A 17,223-nucleotide genomic window follows, 5' to 3' on the forward strand; every position below is an offset into this window, starting at 1 on the left:
TCGGCAGCGATCGTGACTGAAGGAGAGCGCAGCACCCGCTCGACCGGCTGATGTGTCTTCAACGCAACCCCGGAAGAAAATTGGTCATTAATTGACCAATGCGGTCCGGCTCACTCTGCGAATGGCGGACTTGCCCCTTGGCAGGGGGCCCGGCGAGCGCCTGCGCGAGGTGTCTGAGCAGCGGAAACAGCCATCAGGTGTACTGGTGACCGTGACCAGTCAGCCCGCTCGGAATGCGTCCGGAACCCCGGATCCCGCCCAGCTTCTGCGCCCCGTGGTGCGCGAGTCCTCGGTCAGCGCGTCTCGGCGCGGCTGGCGGCGGAGCGCGCCTCCGAGGAGGATGTGGCGCGGCTCGAGGAACACCTCCAGCGGATGCGTGACGCCGGCACGGAGGTCACGGCGTTCATCGACGCCGACATCGCCTTCCACCTGGAAACGGCGAACATCGCGCGCAACTCGGTCCTCAGCGACATCCTGCACAGCGTTCGGGCCTTGTTGCAGGTGTGGATGGAACGGGTCAGCGATCTGGAGGGCGCGGTGAGCGGCACACTGTGCGAGCACGACGCGGTGCTGGACGCGATCCGCGCTCACGATCCCGACGCGGCGAACCAGGCCATGGTCGAACACATGCGCATGGCCAACGCACGGCTGCGGGCGTCGATCACGTCCGACGACGAGCAGGAGCGGTCCTAAGGTCCTGTCACAGAACCGCCAGCTCCGCCTCCAGATCGGCAAGGCCCAGCGAGCCCTGCGACAGTGCGGCCATGTGCCACCGCTTCAGATCGAAATCGCGGCCACGCGCCGTCCGGGCGGCCTCCCGGCCGCGCAGCCATGCCCGTTCGCCCAGCTTGTAGCCGATGGCCTGCCCCGGCGCTCCCTGATAGCGGATCAGCTCGTTCCGTACGAAGGCGTCCGGGCGGCCACTGTGCGCCGCGAGGAACTCCCCCGCCAGCTGGGGCGTCCACCGTCCGCCCGGGTGGAACGGTGAGTGTGCGGGGATGTCCAGCCCCAGATGCATCCCGAGGTCGATGACCACCCGCACGGCACGCATCATCTGAAGATCGAGGTACCCCAGCCGGTGTTCGGGGTGGGCGAGGAAGCCCAGTTCGTCCATGAGCCGCTCCGCGTACAGCGCCCACCCCTCGGTGTTGGCGCTCACCGAGCCGACGCCCGTCTGGTAGCGGGAGAGCCGGCCGGACAGGTGCGCCCATTGCGCCAGTTGCAGATGGTGGCCGGGGACGCCCTCGTGGTACCAGGTGGCCACCAGCTCGTACGTCGGGAAGCGGGTCCTGCCCATGGTCGGCAGCCAGGTGCGGCCAGGACGGCTGAAGTCCTGCGACGGCGCGGTGTAGTACGGGGCCGCGCCGCCGCCGGCGGGGGCGATACGGGACTCGACGCGCCGGACCGGCTCGGCGATGTCGAAGTGGGTACCGTCCAGTCGGCCGATGGTCTCGTCCATCAGTTCCTGGAGCCAGGCACGTACCGCTTCCTCCCCTTCCACCGCGTGGCCGTGGGTGTCGAGATGCTTCAGCGCCGCCCACGGGGTCGGCGCGCCCGGCAGGACCTTCGCGGCCTCGGTCCTCATCTCGCCCAGCACACGGTGGAATTCGGACCAGCCGTACTCGTACGCCTCGTCCGGATCCAGGTCGAGCCCGGTGAAGTGGCGTGCGCAGACGGCGTACCGCTCGCGCCCCACCACGTCCGGGGTGCCCTCGGTGCCGGGGCCGTACACCTCGCGCAGCCAGTCCCGCAGCCGGGCCGCGCCGTCGGCGGCCTGCCGCGCCGCGCTGTCCAGCTCTGTGCGCAGCGACGCGGGTCCGGCGGCGGTGAACCGGGCGAACCAGCCGCCCCGCACACCGAGCCACTCGTCCAACTGCTCGATCATCGTGGTGACTTGGGCCGGGCCGCCGGGCAGCCCCCGCCGCAGGCCTTCGGCGAGCGAGGCCCGGTAGCTCTCCAGGGAGGCCGGGACGGCCCGCAGCCGTGCGGCCGCCGCTCGCCAGTCCTCCGCGTCCTTCGTCGGGGTGAGGAGGAGCGCGGTCCGCACGCGGTGCACGGGCGAGTAGATGGTGGAGAGTGAACGCAGTGTCTCGCCCGTCTCGTGCATGGCCAGTTCGGCGGTGAGCCGCTCACGCAGCAGCCGCGCGCAGTTCCGTTCGACGGCAGCATCGGTGCCGCCTCCGGTGCCGGTGCCGCCGGCGTCGATATCGGCGTCGGCGCCGGGCAGTTGGCCCGTTCCGGCGAGACGCCGCAGGGTGTCCCCGGCCAGGGCCGCGATCTGATCGCCGCCGTCCGGGGAGAAGTCGGGCAGTGCGCCGTGACTGCCCCGGTCGCCGAGCATCGTCCCGGTGACCGGGTCCAGGACGACCAGGGCGTCGACGTACGCGTCCGCGATCCGGCGTGGCAGCGGGAGCGGTGACGGCTGCGGAGGCACTGACTGAGCGTTCGTCGCGTCGGACATGAAGTCATCCTGGCCGACCGCGGGAACGCCGGAAACACCGCTCGTACCGGCAGCGATCGCTTACGGACACACATACGCGGACGGCACACGGGCAGGCCCCGCGGAGCGAGTGGTGCTCAGCAGGGCCCCGACCGCCGGTACGAGCCGCTCGTCAGCCGTCCGTATGCCGTTCCGGTGTCGTCCGGACGACCGTGACACCGCGCGAGCGCAGCCCCTCGACGATCTCCGGGTCGGCCCCGTCGTCGGTCACCAGCGTCCAGTGCGGCCTGAGCGGGGTCCAGGTGTGGAAGGGGCGCCGTCCCAGCTTCGCCGCGTGGGCCAGGACGTACACCCGGTCGGCGCGGCGCGCCATGAGTTCCTTGAGGCGTGTCTGCCTCAGATCGGCCTCGCAGATGCCGTGTTCGGGCGAGACCCCGTCCGTGCCCAGGAAGAGCCGGTCGAACGTCAGCCGTTCCAGGGCCGCTTCGGTCAGCGGTCCCACAAAGCCCTGGCTGAGCGGGCGCAGCGTACCGCCGAGACACTCGACATGGACCGTCTCGACGTCCGCCAGTTCCTGAAGGGCCGTCAGGCCCGTGGTCGCCACGGTGACATCCTTCGCCGTGCGCAGTTCATGGGCGAGGGCCCCGACCGTCGAGCCCGCGTCCAGCAGCAGCGACTCCCCCGGGCGTACTTCCGCCGCCGCCCACCGCGCGATGGCCTGTTTGGCCTCGAAGGCCTCGCCCGTACGCTGCCGCAGCGACGCCTCCGGATGGGCCGCCAGCGCCATGGCCCCGCCGTAGGTACGGGCGAGCTGCCCGTCGCTGGTCAGCTTCGCCAGGTCACGGCGGATGGTGGAAGCCGTGACCCCGAACAGCTGGGAGAGTTCCTCGACGCTGGCGAGCCCGGTGGTCGTGGCGAGATGGACGATTCGGTCGCGCCGGGCCTTCGATCCCATCGCAGACATCAGTCTTGTGTCCTCAGTCTTCTGTCCTCAGGTGCGGACGGAACCGGTGGTCAACGGGCCGGAGTGGTGGACATCTCGGCGGCCTGGCGCAGTGCCTCCACCATGCTACCGGCCTCGGCGCGGCCCGTTCCCGCGATGTCGAACGCGGTCCCGTGGTCGACGGAGGTGCGGATCACCGGCAGGCCGACGGTGAGGTTGACGCCCGCCTCGATGCCCATGACCTTGACGGGGCCGTGGCCCTGGTCGTGGTACATGGCCACGATCAGGTCGTAGTCGCCGCGCGAGGCGAGGAAGAAGGCGGTGTCGGCGGGCAGCGGCCCGACCGCGTCGATGCCGTCGGCGCGGAGGATCTCCACGGCCGGGACGATCTTCTCCTCCTCCTCGCCGTAGCCGAACAGTCCGTTCTCGCCCGCGTGCGGGTTGATGCCGCACACGCCGATGACCGGCTCCTCGACACCGGCCCGCACCATGGCCTCGTGGCCACGGCGCACGGTCCGCTCGACGAGTCCGGGTTCGATGCGGTTGACCGCGTCGATCAGGCCGATGTGCGTGGTGACGTGAATGACCTTCACCTTGGGCGTGGACAGCATCATGGACACTTCCTCGACCCCCGTGAGGTGGGCGAGGAGTTCGGTGTGTCCGGGGAAGAGGTGGCCGCCCGCGTGCAGCGCCTCCTTGTTGAGGGGCGCGGTGCAGATGCCCTGCACCTCACCACTCACGGCGAGTTCGGCGGCGACCCGTACGTACTGGTACGCCGCGTCGCCCGCGACGGCGGACAGCTGCCCCCAGGGCAGGTCGGCGGGGAGCAGGCCGAGGTCGACGACATTGATGCGGCCGGGGCCGAACTCGGCCTCGGCCGGGCTCTCGACCGGCACGATCTCGCAGCCGATGCCGAGGATGGCGGCGGCCCTGCGCAGGCGCTCCGCGTCGCCGATGACGACGGGGCGGCAACGGCGCGCGGTGTCGGCGTGGAGCAGCGCAGGGACGATCACCTCGGGGCCGATGCCGGCGCCGTCGCCCATGGTGACCGCGATGAGCGGGAGCGGACGGCCAGCCGTGTCGGTGTGCTCCACGGGGGCGGTCGTCGGGGCTGCGTTCACAGGACTTCTCCTTGCGGTACATGTGACACGGACGATGGAGGGACGGGCGATGGAGGAACGGGCGATGAGGGGACGGGCGATGAGGGGACGGGCGCGTCGAACTCCACGCCCGGTACGGAGGATTCGGGCGGTACGGAGAGCTGGTCGGGCCGCAGGGCGCGGGCGATGCGCAGCAGGGATCCGGTGTCGCCGTAGCTGCCGGGGCGGGTGACGACGGAGCGGCCGTCGGGCGTGTGGCAGTGCACGGCTCCGTGGTGGATCTGTCCGACGGGCAGGAGCCGGGTGATGCCGAGCGCGTCCAGGACGCGCCGTGCGGTTTCGCCTCCGGTGAGGACGAGGTCGGTGGGGTACGGCAGCGCGGCGACGGCCCGGCCGAGGCCGGTCACCATCCGGCGGGCCGAACCGAGCTGTATGCCACGGGTGTTGTCGATGCTGACGACGGTGACACCGTCCCGGCCGACCGGGAGAGGCAGTGGCGCGTGCGACTCGGCCGGGTCCGGCGCGCCCGACCGGGCGAGGAGATCGGCCGGCAGGGCCGTGTACCGGGCTCCGGCGGCGGTCAGTTGCGCGATCTGCGCAGCGGCGGTGGGTTCCGCGGTGCCGACGACGACGAGGAGTGGCCTGTCCGCCGTACGGGCGAGGCCCGGTGACGGTGTGTCTGTCGCGCGAGCTGCCGGAGTCGACGTACCGGCTCCGCCGCCGAGCAGACGGCCGAGCGCGCAGGCGAGCCCGCCCGTGCCCAGGAGCCGTACGCCGGGGCCCAGTTGGAGCGCTGCGGCGGCGATCGCGTCGAGGTCGGCGTCCGTCCGGGCGTCGCACACGCTGTGCAGTCCCGCTTCGGCGAGGTCCCGCAGCCGGCCCGCCAGTTCGCGCCGGGGTGCGCGCACCACCGCGAGGGGCACGACCTCGGTCGGCAGGTCACCGAGTGCCTCGGCCACCGAACGTGGCGCGCCCCCGGCCTCCGCGCGCCAGGCGTCCGTCTCGTGCAGCGGGGTACCGTGCAGGTGGACGACGCCGTCACGCACGGTCCGTCCGGCCACCGGCAGGGCGGGGGCGATCACGAGTCCCCCCGCGCCCTCCGCGTAGGCGGCGGCCTCGGCCGCGAGATTGCCGCGCAGCAGCGAGTCCGTCTTCTTGATCAGTACGGTGTCGTTCCCGGTGCCGCGCACGGTCGCGCGGGCCATGTCCCGTACGCTCTCGCGGACGATACGGGCGGCCTCGCCGGGGTCCAGCTGCCGGGTGTCGAGGTCGAGGACCAGTGCCTCACCCGCGACGGGTGGCGCGGCGGCGGCCCCGCCCGTCGCGGGACCCAGGACGATCCGGCCCGGGAGGCACAGCGCCGCCGCCGCCTCGGCCGCTCCGGACAGATCGTCCGCGAGGGCGAGTACGGAGCACGGTTCGCGCCCGCTGCGGGGCTTGAGGACCACGGATACCTCCTCCGGGCGGCCCGGGGCGGGCTGCTTCGGTGCCCGATGATGACACAGGTTGCGCGAAGTGCGCGAGACCTCTTGCGCGAAACACGCAATCGTGCCACCTTTTGCGGCGCGACACCTGTTGGTGCCGGACACGCCGGACCAGCTCCGGCCGTACCACCCCTGCCGGTCCGAACACCCACAGCTTGAGCCGGTCGCCACCCAGAACCCGAGAAGGTCGACGATGACCCTTACTCCTCAGAGCGCCAGGTCCGGCCTCCCCGACCGCCGCGGATCGGCCCGCGGCATGTGGCCCCGCGCGGCGCACGGCGAAGAGTCGTCCCTGTACGGGACGTTGCCGGATCACTCCGGCAACGCGGCGCGGTACGGCGCCCAGAGCAGCCGCACGCCGCAGACCGGCCCGGCCATCCCCCCGCGTGAGGCGCTCAGCCGCCGCACCCTGCTGCGCTGGAGCGCCGCCGGAGGCGCGGGCGTGGCTCTGGCTCCCCTGGCCGCCTGCGCGGGCCCCACCGGGGCGCCCGGTCCGGGCACGCTCATCCTCGGCCTGAACCGCTCCCTGGTGAGCCTGGACAACAAGCTCAACCAGTTCGACGCGGCGGTCACCGTGCAGCGCGCGGTACGGCAGGCGCTCACCCGTATCGGTCCCGGCATGAAGCCGCGGCTGATCCTGGCCGACCGGTTCGAGATGGCCACGCCCACCGCGTGGACGGTGCGGCTGCGCGAGGGTGTGTGCTACTCGGACGGCAGCCCGGTCACCGTCGAGGACGTCGCCACGGCCCTGAGGATGTACGGCCAGGTCAACGGTTCCTTCCTGCTCGGCCTCTTCCCCGAACTGCCCACCGTCGAGAAGACCGGGTCCCGCACCTTCCTGCTGCACACCGACAAGCCCGTGCCGGTGCTCGACCGGCTGATGGCCAACATCCACATCACCCCGGCCGCCGCCAACAGGCCCGAGGAGCTGCGCGGCGGTCTCGGCTCCGGCCCGTACCGCGTCCTCAGGGCGAACGCCGGCGCGGGCGAGTACACCCTCGCCCGCAATCCGGAGTACTGGGGCACCCGTCCTCGGACGCAGACCGTGCGCGTCCGGTTCGTCCCCGAGGAGTCCAGCCGCGTCGTCGCGCTGCGCAGCGGCGAACTCGACGTGGTCGACACCCTGACCCCCGACTCGGCGGACCAGCTCACCGGTCTGCCCGGCGTCGCGGTCGAGGAGACCGCGGGCGTGCGGATGTGCCAGCTCTTCTACAACTTCCGCAAGCCGGAGGGGCATCCGCTCGCCGACCCCCGGGTCCGGCGGGCGCTGACGTACGCGATCGACGGCAAGGCCCTGGTCGACGATGTGCTGAACGGCTCGGCGGAGCCGGCCGAAGGTGTGGTGCCGCTCGCCCTCGAAGGCGCGGTGCGGACCGGCTCGTACACCTTCGACCCCGGCCGGGCGCGGGGGCTGCTGAAGTCCCTGGGCGCCGAGGACATCCGTATCAAGGTCATCTGGGAGAGCGGGGAGTTCGCCGCCGACACCTCCGTGATGGAGGCCGTGCTGGACATGTTCAAGGACATCGGCGTACGGGCCTCGCTCCAGCAGTTCGAGCCCGGCGGTGACATCCTCTCCTGGCGCCAGGGCAAGGCGGGCGAGTGGGACGTGATCGGCAACGGCTACGGCAGCCCCACCGGTCAGGCCCTCACCACGCTCCAGGGCATGTACGGAGGCACCGCGGCGAAGGAACGTACGCGTGATGCCTTCATGGGGTACGTCGTGCCGCGCATCGAGAAGCCGCTCTCGGCCGCCGCCACCGAGGTGGACCACACGGAGCGCGACAAGCAGCTGTCCGCGGTGCAGAAGGCCATCTGGGACACCTGGCCCAGCCTCTGGGCCTTCGCCCCCAAGACGCTGCTCGCCCGCCGTAACCGGGTCCGGGGCCTTGCCCTGCTGCCGCTGAACTCCTACGACCTGTCCGCCGTACGGCTGGAGGGCTGAGACGTGCCGAAGTATCTCGCCCGGCGGATCGGCCAGAGCCTGCTCACCGTCTTCCTGACGCTGACCACCGTCTTCCTGCTGGTGCGTCTCGCCCCCGGCGACCCCGCCTCCGCGTATGCGGGTCCCACCGCGACGAGCGCCGATCTCGCCCGTATCCGCGCCCAGTTCGGCCTCGATCAGCCGCTGTTCACGCAGTACGGCATCTTCCTGCGCGATCTGTTCACCGGCGATCTCGGCACCAGCTACTCCTTCCACTCCCCGGCCCTCGACGTGGTCCTGGACCGGATGCCGTACACGATCACACTCGCCGTCTCCGCGATCACCGTCACCGCCGTGGTCGCCGTGCCGCTCGGTGTGTGGATGGCGCGCCGCGCCGACTCGAAGCGTGAGCTGGGCGCCAACGTACTCACCATCACCGGGCAGTCCATGCCGGACTTCTGGACCGGTGTGATGCTCCTGACCGTCTTCGCGGTGCTGCTGCCGGTGCTGCCGGCCTCCGGATTCACCTCGTGGACCGGTCTCGTCCTGCCGACGGTCACCGTCGCCGTCCTGCAACTGGCGCTCATCTCAAGGCTCGTCCGCCGCGAGATGACCACCGCGCTCGGCTCCCCGTACCTCACCGTGGCCCGCTCCCGCGGCTTCTCCGAGCGCGCCCTCACCTGGCGTTACGCCCTCGCCAACTCGGGAGTGCCGCTGCTCACCGCCATCGGTACGCGCTTCGCCGCCCTGCTCAACGGGGTCGTCGTGGTCGAGGTCGTCTTCGGCTGGCCCGGCGTCGGCTCGCTCGTCGTCCGCGCCCTGGAGACCCGCGACTACCCGCTCATCCAGGCCACCGTGCTGGTCACCGCGACGCTCGCGATCCTCGTCCAACTCCTCGTCGACCTCGCCTACCCGCTGCTCGATCCGCGGGTGCGCCTCGGAAAGGCGGCCTGAGACATGACCACCGACACCGCTCCGCCCGCCGCCGCCCGCGGCGTCCCCTCCTCCGGCGCCCGGCCGAGCGCCGTCACCGCCCGGGACCTCGCCCGTGCCACCGCCACCAGGCAGCGGCGCGGTGCCCGCTTCAAGCTCTGGGCGGGATCGGTCTGTACGGCGCTCGTCGTGCTGCCCGTCGCGCTCGCCGGACTGCTGCCCCTGCCCGGCGCCGACGCCCAGGACCTGTCGCGGCGCCGGCTGCCGCCCCTGAGCGACGGGCACCTGTTCGGCACCGACCAGCTCGGCCGCGATCTGCTCTCCCGCATCCTGCACGGCGGCCAGGTGTCGTTGACCGTCGGTATCCTCGCGGTCCTCGTCTCCGGTCTGATCGGAATCGCGGCGGGCTCGGCGGCCGGGTTCTTCGGCGGCTGGGTCGACGCGGTCGTCTCCCGGCTGCTGGAGGCGCAGCTCGCGCTGCCCCTGCTGATGATGCTGCTGCTCGTGGTCGCCCTGTTCGGGCCGTCCGTCACCGTCATCACCTGTGTGATCGCCATCGCCCAGTGGCCGGAGGTCGCGCGGCTCACCCGCTCCCTCGTCCTGGTGGAACGCGAGAAACCGTACGTCGCCGCCGCGCGCGTCCTCGGGCTGCGCGGCTGGTCGGTCCTCGGACGGCACATCATCCCCAATGTCATCCGCCCGGCGAGCCTCGTCGTCCTGCTGCTCCTCGCGCAGGCCGTCCTGCTGGAGAGCGCGCTCAGCTTCCTCGGCGCGGGACCGCAGCGGCCGTTCGCGACCTGGGGCCGGATCATCTCCGACGGCCAGGACTACATCACCACCTCGTGGTGGCTGGTCACCCTGCCGGGCCTGGTCATCGCCCTGCTCGTGGTCGGCGTCAACCTGGTCGGCGACGGACTGCGCGACCGTACGCGCACGGTCGGGGCACCGCGTGGAGCCCGCGTACCGCGTGGCACGCGCGCGGCACGCTTCAAGAAGGGAGCCTGAGCCATGGCCACCACCGGCAACACTGCGACGGACTCCAGCGCCACGGGCGACGGGACGCCGGACCGTGCGCCCCTCCCGCTCCTGGACGTCGAGAACCTCCAGATCGAACTCATCACCGCACGCGGCGTGGTCCGCGCCGTCGACGGTGTGACCTTCACCGTGGGCGAGGGCGAGACCGTCACCCTCATCGGCGAGTCCGGGTCCGGCAAGTCCACCACCGCGATGGGCGTACTGCGGCTGCTGCCCGAAGGACTCGCGGTGCTGTCCGGCACGGTACGGATCGCGGGCCGCGACCTTGTAGCCGAACCGGCCGCCGCCCGCCAGGTGCGCGGACGGACCGTGTCGCTGATCCCCCAGGACCCGATGACGGCTCTCAGCCCGGTCCACACGATCGGCCGTCAACTGGGCGACGCGTTGCGGCTGCGCCACCCCGGGCTGTCCCGGAACGATGTCAGGGACAAGGGGACCGACCTCCTCGCCCAGGTCCGTATCCCCAGGCCGGAGACCCGATGGAAGGCGTATCCGCACCAGTTCTCCGGCGGCATGCTCCAGCGCATGCTGATCGCCATGGCGCTGGCCACGCGGCCGAGGCTGCTGATCGCGGACGAGCCGACCTCCGCCCTGGACGCCACCGTGCAGGCGAGCGTCCTCGATCTGCTGATGGAGCTACAGGAAAGGGAGGGCATCGGGATGCTGATGATCACCCATGATCTGGGAGTGGCCCGGGTCGTCTCCGACCGTATCCATGTGATGAAGGAGGGCCGGTTCGTGGAGTCGGGATCCGCCGGGCAGATCGTGGACCGGCCGTCCGAGCCGTACACCCGCGACCTGCTCGCGGCCGTGCCGCGGCTCGGCCCCTGGGACGAGGACGCCTTGTACGCGACCATGTCCGGGAACGCCGTGCGGGGAGCCGCCACATGAACGGCGCGGCGGACGGCACGGCAAGGAGCGCTCCCGTGATCAGCGCCCAGGGCCGAGGCGGTGTCACCACGGTTGAGCCGCTTCCCGGCGCCGGCGAGCCGTTCCTCCGCGTCGAGGACCTCGTGGTCGAATACCCCACCGCGCAGGGGCCGTTCCGCGCAGTCGACCGGGTGAGCCTGAACGTGCCGCGCGGCGGCTCGCTCGCGGTCGTCGGCGAGTCGGGCTGCGGCAAGTCGACCCTCGCCCGCGCGCTCGTGAGACTCCTGAAGCCCACCTCGGGCCGGATCGTCCTCGACGGTACGGATATCGCCGCGCTGCCCGAGCGCCGGCTGCGCCCGATGCGGCGGCGCGTGCAGATGGTCTTCCAGGATCCGTACGGTTCCCTCGACCCGCATCTGACCGCCGAACAGATCGTGGCCGAGCCACTGCGCCTGACGGGCGTGGGCGACAGGGCGGAGCGCGCCCGGCGGGCGGCCGAACTGATCGACCGGGTCGGGCTGCCGGCCACTGCGCTGCACCGCCGGCCGCCCGAGTTCTCCGGCGGTCAGCGCCAGCGGATCGGTATCGCCCGCGCGCTGGCCTCACGGCCGGACCTGCTGGTGTGCGACGAGGCGACCTCCGCGCTCGATGTCTCCGTCCAGGCGCAGGTCCTGGATCTGCTGCGGGAGCTCCAGGCGGAGACCGGTATCGCCTACCTCGTCATCGCCCACAACCTCGGAGTGGTCCGGGAGATCAGCACCGATGTGGTGGTGATGCACGCCGGCCGCGTCGTGGAGAGCGGGCCGACCGCCGCCGTACTGGCCTCGCCGGCCGAGTCCTACACCCGGGCGCTGCGCCGCGCCGCCCTCGATCCCACCACCGTCCGGGGCATCAAGCCCCGGCACCTGCTCACCGCCACCTCGCCCACCGCGACCGGATCCGGTACGACCGACACGACGTCACCCGTCACCGGAACCACGGCCGCACGCGAAGCCGCGACAACCCCACTCGGAACCGCAACCGCAACCGCATCGGAAGGCAACCGCTCGTGATCACCGGCATCGACCTGCCGCACATTCCCGTCCCGCTGTCGGGCCTCGTCCTCGGCACCATGACCTTCGGCGACACCGTCGACCGCGCGGGCGCCGCCGCCATGCTGGACACGGCGCTGGACGCGGGGGTCACCGGCGTCGACACGGCCAACGGCTACGCAGGCGGCGAGAGCGAGCGCATCCTCGCCGAACTGCTGCCGGGCCGCCGCGACCGGATCGTCCTGGCGACCAAGGCCGGTATCCCGCACCCCGACCAGGGCGAGCACGCGCCGCTGTCGGCCGCCGGGATGCGGGCCGCGCTGGAGGGCAGTCTGAAGCGGCTCGGCACCGATCATGTCGATCTCTTCTACCTGCACCAGCCGGACCGGGCCACACCGGTCGCACAAACTCTGTCCGCCGTCGCGGAGTTCGTCGCCGAGGGCAAGATCCTCGCCCTGGGCGTCTCGAACCACGCGGCCTGGCAGATCGCCGAACTCGTCCGTGCCGCGGGCGAGGTGGGGGCGCCCCGCCCCGTTGTCGCGCAGCAGCTGCACAACCTTCTCGCGCGCCGTCTCGAAGAGGAGTACGTCGAGTACGCGGCCGTCACCGGACTGCGCACGATGGTCTACAACCCGCTGGGCGGTGGCCTCCTCACCGGGCGCCACCGCTTCGAACAGACCCCGGATTCGGGCCGGTTCGGTGATTCCAGGCTCGCCGCGATGTACCGGGAGCGCTACTGGGACGAGCGGCTGTTCGACGCCGTCGGAGAGCTCACCCGTATCGCCGGGGAAGCGGGCGTCCCTCTCACGGAACTCGCCCTGCGCTGGCTGCTGGACCGGCCCTCGACCGACGCGCTGCTGCTCGGCGGCTCCCGCACCGAACACCTGCGGGCCAACATCGCCGCGGCACAGGCCGGTTCGCTGCCCGCCGATGTGACGGCGGCCTGCGACGAGGTCGGCGCCCGGCTGCGCGGCCCGATGCCCGCCTACAACCGCTGACCGCACACTCCTCGCCGATCAACCCGCCCCCCCGAAGGGAACCTCATGACCCGCGACTCGTCCGGTACGCCCGCCGCTTTCGCCACCGCTCTGCGCGCCCGTGAACAGCTCGTCGGCTACTGGTCCGTCCTCGATTCCCCGGTCTCCACCGAGCGCATCGCGCGCCTCGGCTACGACTATGTCGCGCTGGACGCCCAGCACGGCCTGATCGAGTACTCGGGTCTGCTCGCCTCCCTCACCGCGATCGACACCAAGGGCAGCACCGCCGTCGGTCTCGTCCGTACCGAGGCCAACGACCCGGCGCCCATCGGCCGCGCGCTCGACGCGGGCGCGGCCGGTGTCATCGTCCCGCTCATCGACACCGCCCAGGACGCCGCCGACGCGGTGGCCGCCGTCCGCTACCCGCCGCTGGGCCGCCGCTCCTACGGCCCCATGCGCTCGGGGCTGCGCATCGGGCCCAACCCAGCCGACGCGCATGAGCAGACCGTCGTCCTCGCCATGATCGAGACGGCCGACGGTCTCGCCAACGTGGCCGGGATCTGCGCCACCGAGGGCCTGGACGGTGTGTACATCGGCCCCTCCGACCTCCGTATCGCCATCGGCGGCGCCACCTCGACCGACCCGGCGGTCGACGACCGCTTCGAAGCGGCGCTCGTCACCGTCCGGGAGGCGGCGGCCGCCGCCGGCATCGCCGCGGGCATCCACAACGCGGACGGCGCGAGCGCCGCCAGGCGTCTCGCCGAGGGCTTCACCTTCGCCACCGTCGCCAGTGACCTCACCCACCTGGAGCAGATCGCCGGCCGTCACCTCTCCGACGCCCGGCCCGCCCGGTGACCGGGCGGCCTCCCGGCGCCGACGGCGTCCTGCGTCCCCACCCGGCGCAACCGGGCCGCGCGGAGGCCCATCTGGCCGCGCCCGCCGCGCAGAACCATGCCGCGAACCTGACGGTGCTGCCCGGCGGGGACCTCGGCTGTGTCTGGTTCGGCGGGACGCAGGAGGGCGTCGCCGACATCTCCGTATGGTTCTGCCGGCTCACCCCGGACACCGACACCTGGTCCGAGCCGGTCCGGCTGTCCGACGACCCCGCGTGCTCCGAGCAGAACCCCGTGCTGTTCCCGGCTCCCGGGGGCGATTGGTGGCTGCTGCACACCGCGCAGCGGGCCGGTCACCAGGACACGGCGGAGGTACGGCTGCGCGTCAGTCATGACAACGGCGCGACCTGGGGCCCGTCCCGGACCCTCTTCCCCGCCACGGCGCGGGGCGGCGTCTTCGTCCGCCAGCCGGTCGCCGTACTGCCGTCGGGCCGCCTGCTGCTGCCCGTGTTCCGCTGCGTCGGCGTGCCCGGCCGGTCGTGGTCCGGCGGTGACGACACCAGCTCGGTGATGATCAGCGACGACGCGGGGGCGACCTGGCACGAGCGACCGGTGCCTCTCTCCACCGGTCTGGTGCACATGAACGTCCACGCGCGGCCGGACGGTTCACTGCTCGCGCTGTTCCGCAGCCGCCGGGCGGACGCCGTGCACAGCTCCACGTCGGACGACGGCGGGGAGACCTGGACACCGCCGGAGCCGCTGCCCGTCCCCAACAACAACTCCTCGCTCCAGTACATCCCGCTGGAGGACGGACGTCTCGCCCTGGTCCACAACCCGAGCAGCGCGGCCGACGCCACCGAGCGCCGGGTGTCGCTGTACGACGAGATCGACGACGAGGACCTGAGCGGCGGGCGGGCGGACCACGCGCCGCCGTCCGACACCGCTTTCTGGGGCGCTCCGCGCGCCCCGCTCAGTCTCTCGGTGTCGTCGGACGGAGGCAGGACCTGGCCGGTACGCCACGACCTGGAGACGGGCGACGGCTACTGCCTCACCAACAACTCGCGCGACGGCCTGAACCGCGAACTGTCCTACCCGTCCATCGCCCGGTCCGGCGACGGAACCCTGCACATCGCCTACACCCGTCACCGGCGCACCATCAAGTATCTGCGTCTGAGCCCGAGTTGGAGGGACCGGGAGATACCGGCGTGAGAAACGCGCCGCGCCGGCCAAACCCTGCGGTCGGCCGGCGCGGCAGGTCGGCTCCGGCGCGCGTCAGCTCAGCTCCGGCACAGGTCAGCCGGCCGCGTGCGAGAGCGCCTCGTACTCCTCGTCGGTCAGTTCGAGGGTCGCGCCCACGGTGTTCTCCTCCAGGTGCGCCACGGACGAGGTGCCGGGGATCGGGAGGATGGCGGGCGAGCGTCGCAGCAGCCAGGCCAGCGCCAGCTGCGAAGGAGCCACACCCCGGTCGGCCGCGATCTTCGTCAACGGGCTGTCCTCACCGGCGAGGGCGCCGGTCGCCAGCGGGAACCAGGGGATGAACGCCAGGTTGTTCGCCTCCGCGTACGCCAGTACGTCCCCGGCCGAACGGTCCGCGAGGTTGAAAAGGTTCTGCACGGAGACGATCCGGGCGATCTTCGCGGCCTCCTCCAGTTCGGCGACGGAGACCTCGCTGAGTCCGATGTGCCGGATCTTGCCCTCGTTCTGCAGGGCCACCAGCTCGCCGAGCTGTTCGGCGAGCGGCACCTTCGGGTCGATACGGTGCAGCTGAAGCAGGTCGATGCGCTCCAGACCGAGGTGGCGCAGATTCAACTCGACCTGCTGACGCAGATATTCCGGACGCCCCACCGGTATCCACTCGCTCGGACCGGTGCGGGTCAAGCCGACCTTGGTGGCGATCACCAGGTCGTCGGGGTACGGGTGGAGCGCCTCCTTCAGCAGCAGATCGGCCGTGAAGGGGCCGTACGCGTCGGCGGTGTCGATGAAGGTGATGCCCAGTTCAACGGCGCGGCGCAGGACCCGTACGGCTTCCGCCGGATCCTTGGGGTCTCCCCAGACTCCGGGGCCTGTCAGCTGCATCGTGCCGTAGCCGAGCCGGGTGACGGGCAGATCCCCGCCGAGGAGAAAGCTTCCGGACGCGCTGGCGGGCTGCTGGGTGATGCTCATGATCAGCTCCTGATCGAACGGGACGTTCCGTTTCCGGCAACACGACCGCCGGGCTGATTGTTCCCCGCGGAACCGTTCCGGCCTCCGCCGACGTTTCCCGTACAGCGCCACGCTCGCGTGGCGCTGGGTTGCGGACCGGAAGGACGGTGGCGATGAGCGAGTTGGTTCCCGGAGGGAATGTGTCCCTGCCGGACACGGCGCTGACGATCAAGGTGCCCGGACCTTTCGATCTCTCCGTCCTCATCACGGACGCGAGCGGAAAGGTCGCCGGGGACGGCGATTTCGTCTTCTACAACCAGCCGTCCGCCCCCGGCGCCCGGTTGGACTCCGGCTGCGTCAGCGTGGACCCGCGGCGGCTGCGGCCGGGAGCGAGCCGTATCACCGTGGTCGTCAGCCCCTCCGAGTCCGGCACTCCCCTGGGCCGGCTGCCCGTCCCCACGCTGACCCTCACCGGGGACGGCGGCCCGGGTGTGCTCGCCCGGTTCACACCCGCGCGCCCGACGCACGAGACGGTGCTGCTCCTCGCGGAGATCTACCGGCGCGGCACCGCCTGGAAGCTGCGCGCGCTCGGTCAGGGGTACGCCGACGGGCTGGCCGGAATCGCCCGCGACTTCGGCGTGGAGGTCGCGGTGGAAGCCCCCGGGCCGGCTCTCCCGCCCCCGGCCGCCCCGGTGACCGGGGCGGCCGGGGGTACGGACTCCGAGGTCGCCGCTCTCGTCCGGGCCGTCCGGCTCCGCGCCGGCCTGCCTCCCCTGGCCGTGGACCGACGGCTCTCGGCCGCGGCCCAGGCCCACGCGTCGGGCATGGCGCGTCAGCGGCGGCTCGGCGCGCAGGGCCCCGACGGGATCTCCGTCTTCCAGCGGATCACCGCGGGTGGGTACCGCTATCTCCATATCGACCAGCACCTGGTCTCCGGCCCCCGCACACCGGGTGAGTTCGTGGACCACTGCCTGACCGGCGAGGCGTCGGCCGGCCCGCTGTACGAACCCGGGCTGACCGACGCGGGCATCGGCCGGGCCGTCGACGACCGCTCCGGCGGCACGTACTGGACGGCGCTGTGGGCCCGCCCCTTCACCGCCGACGGGCTGGTGCGGACCACCTCCGAGGTCGTCGCCCTCACCAACGCGGAACGGACCGCCGCCGGACTCCGGCCGCTGGCCGACGACCCGCGCCTGGCGGCGGCCGCCCAGGCCTACAGCGCCGACATGGCCGCACGCGCCTTCTACTCCCACACCTCGCCCGAGGGGACGGCGCCCTGGGACCGGGCGGCCGCCGCGGGGGCCACGCACCGGGGTATCGGTGAGAACATCGCCTGCGGTCAGCGCACCGCCCGCGAGGTGGTCCAGGGCTGGATGGACAGCCCCGGCCACCGGGCCAACATCCTCAAACCCGGCTTCACCCACCTGGGAACCGGCTTCGCGGACGGCGGCCCGGCCGGCACATACTGGACACAGCTCTTCGGCCAGTCCTGACGACCGCCCGTTCCGCCGGAC

The 17,223-nt window shown here is 72.1% G+C and carries 14 protein-coding genes and 1 pseudogene; 10 read left to right on the forward strand and 5 right to left on the reverse strand.

Features of this window, described 5'->3' with window-relative positions:
- Positions 1-300: 300 nt before the first annotated feature.
- Positions 301-693, forward strand: a pseudogene (locus ACIOJD_RS31350) (FadR/GntR family transcriptional regulator); the annotation flags it as partial.
- A gap of 7 nt (positions 694-700) precedes the next feature.
- Here the strand turns inward: ACIOJD_RS31350 and ACIOJD_RS31355 are convergent.
- From ACIOJD_RS31355 to ACIOJD_RS31370, 4 genes are all read right to left on the reverse strand, one after another.
- Positions 701-2,461, reverse strand: coding sequence for a DUF885 domain-containing protein (locus tag ACIOJD_RS31355; protein WP_401919542.1), 1,761 nt, complete (start codon positions 2,459-2,461; stop codon positions 701-703).
- Between the two features lie 151 nt (positions 2,462-2,612).
- The gene (locus ACIOJD_RS31360; RefSeq protein WP_401919543.1) at positions 2,613-3,404 is read right to left on the reverse strand and encodes a DeoR/GlpR family DNA-binding transcription regulator; all 792 of its coding nucleotides are present in this window, start codon (positions 3,402-3,404) and stop codon (positions 2,613-2,615) included.
- 50 nt (positions 3,405-3,454) lie between these two features.
- Entirely contained in the window at positions 3,455-4,504 is a 1,050-nt protein-coding gene (pdxA, locus tag ACIOJD_RS31365; protein WP_401919544.1) for a 4-hydroxythreonine-4-phosphate dehydrogenase PdxA, read from the reverse strand.
- The gene (locus ACIOJD_RS31370) at positions 4,501-5,931 is read right to left on the reverse strand and encodes a four-carbon acid sugar kinase family protein (RefSeq protein ID WP_401919545.1); all 1,431 of its coding nucleotides are present in this window, start codon (positions 5,929-5,931) and stop codon (positions 4,501-4,503) included. The genes pdxA and ACIOJD_RS31370 overlap by 4 nt, the downstream gene beginning before the upstream one ends.
- A gap of 229 nt (positions 5,932-6,160) precedes the next feature.
- Between ACIOJD_RS31370 and ACIOJD_RS31375 the strand changes: the two genes are divergently transcribed.
- From ACIOJD_RS31375 to ACIOJD_RS31410, 8 genes are read left to right on the forward strand one after another with little or no spacing between them, the layout of a single operon-like run.
- Positions 6,161-7,909 (forward strand): ABC transporter substrate-binding protein, encoded by a 1,749-nt coding sequence (locus tag ACIOJD_RS31375; protein ID WP_401919546.1) that lies wholly within the window; start codon positions 6,161-6,163, stop codon positions 7,907-7,909.
- Positions 7,910-7,912: 3 nt separating this feature from the next.
- Positions 7,913-8,842, forward strand: a complete 930-nt coding sequence (locus ACIOJD_RS31380) for an ABC transporter permease (protein ID WP_401919547.1) — start codon at positions 7,913-7,915, stop codon at positions 8,840-8,842.
- A 3-nt stretch (positions 8,843-8,845) separates the two neighbouring features.
- Positions 8,846-9,826, forward strand: coding sequence for an ABC transporter permease (locus ACIOJD_RS31385; protein ID WP_401919549.1), 981 nt, complete (start codon positions 8,846-8,848; stop codon positions 9,824-9,826).
- Between the two features lie 3 nt (positions 9,827-9,829).
- The gene (locus ACIOJD_RS31390; protein WP_401919551.1) at positions 9,830-10,747 is read left to right on the forward strand and encodes an ABC transporter ATP-binding protein; all 918 of its coding nucleotides are present in this window, start codon (positions 9,830-9,832) and stop codon (positions 10,745-10,747) included.
- A 35-nt stretch (positions 10,748-10,782) separates the two neighbouring features.
- A complete protein-coding gene (locus ACIOJD_RS31395; protein ID WP_401919552.1) occupies positions 10,783-11,778 on the forward strand; it encodes an ATP-binding cassette domain-containing protein in 996 nt (331 codons plus the stop codon).
- Complete coding sequence (locus tag ACIOJD_RS31400) at positions 11,775-12,755, forward strand: aldo/keto reductase (RefSeq protein WP_401919553.1); 981 nt, start codon at positions 11,775-11,777, stop codon at positions 12,753-12,755. The genes ACIOJD_RS31395 and ACIOJD_RS31400 overlap by 4 nt, the downstream gene beginning before the upstream one ends.
- A 45-nt stretch (positions 12,756-12,800) precedes the next feature.
- Positions 12,801-13,589, forward strand: coding sequence for an HpcH/HpaI aldolase/citrate lyase family protein (locus tag ACIOJD_RS31405; protein WP_401919555.1), 789 nt, complete (start codon positions 12,801-12,803; stop codon positions 13,587-13,589).
- Complete coding sequence (locus ACIOJD_RS31410; RefSeq protein WP_401919556.1) at positions 13,586-14,776, forward strand: exo-alpha-sialidase; 1,191 nt, start codon at positions 13,586-13,588, stop codon at positions 14,774-14,776. The genes ACIOJD_RS31405 and ACIOJD_RS31410 overlap by 4 nt, the downstream gene beginning before the upstream one ends.
- A gap of 84 nt (positions 14,777-14,860) precedes the next feature.
- On the opposite strand, the gene ACIOJD_RS31415 is transcribed toward ACIOJD_RS31410, so the two are convergent.
- On the reverse strand, positions 14,861-15,730 hold the full coding sequence (locus tag ACIOJD_RS31415; RefSeq protein WP_401919557.1) for an aldo/keto reductase: 870 nt from the start codon (positions 15,728-15,730) through the stop codon (positions 14,861-14,863).
- A gap of 152 nt (positions 15,731-15,882) precedes the next feature.
- Between ACIOJD_RS31415 and ACIOJD_RS31420 the strand changes: the two genes are divergently transcribed.
- Positions 15,883-17,202 (forward strand): CAP domain-containing protein, encoded by a 1,320-nt coding sequence (locus ACIOJD_RS31420; RefSeq protein WP_401919558.1) that lies wholly within the window; start codon positions 15,883-15,885, stop codon positions 17,200-17,202.
- Positions 17,203-17,223 lie beyond the last annotated feature (21 nt).

Origin of the sequence: Streptomyces sp. NPDC088116, assembly GCF_044741745.1 — a bacterium.
GTDB lineage: Bacteria > Actinomycetota > Actinomycetes > Streptomycetales > Streptomycetaceae > Streptomyces.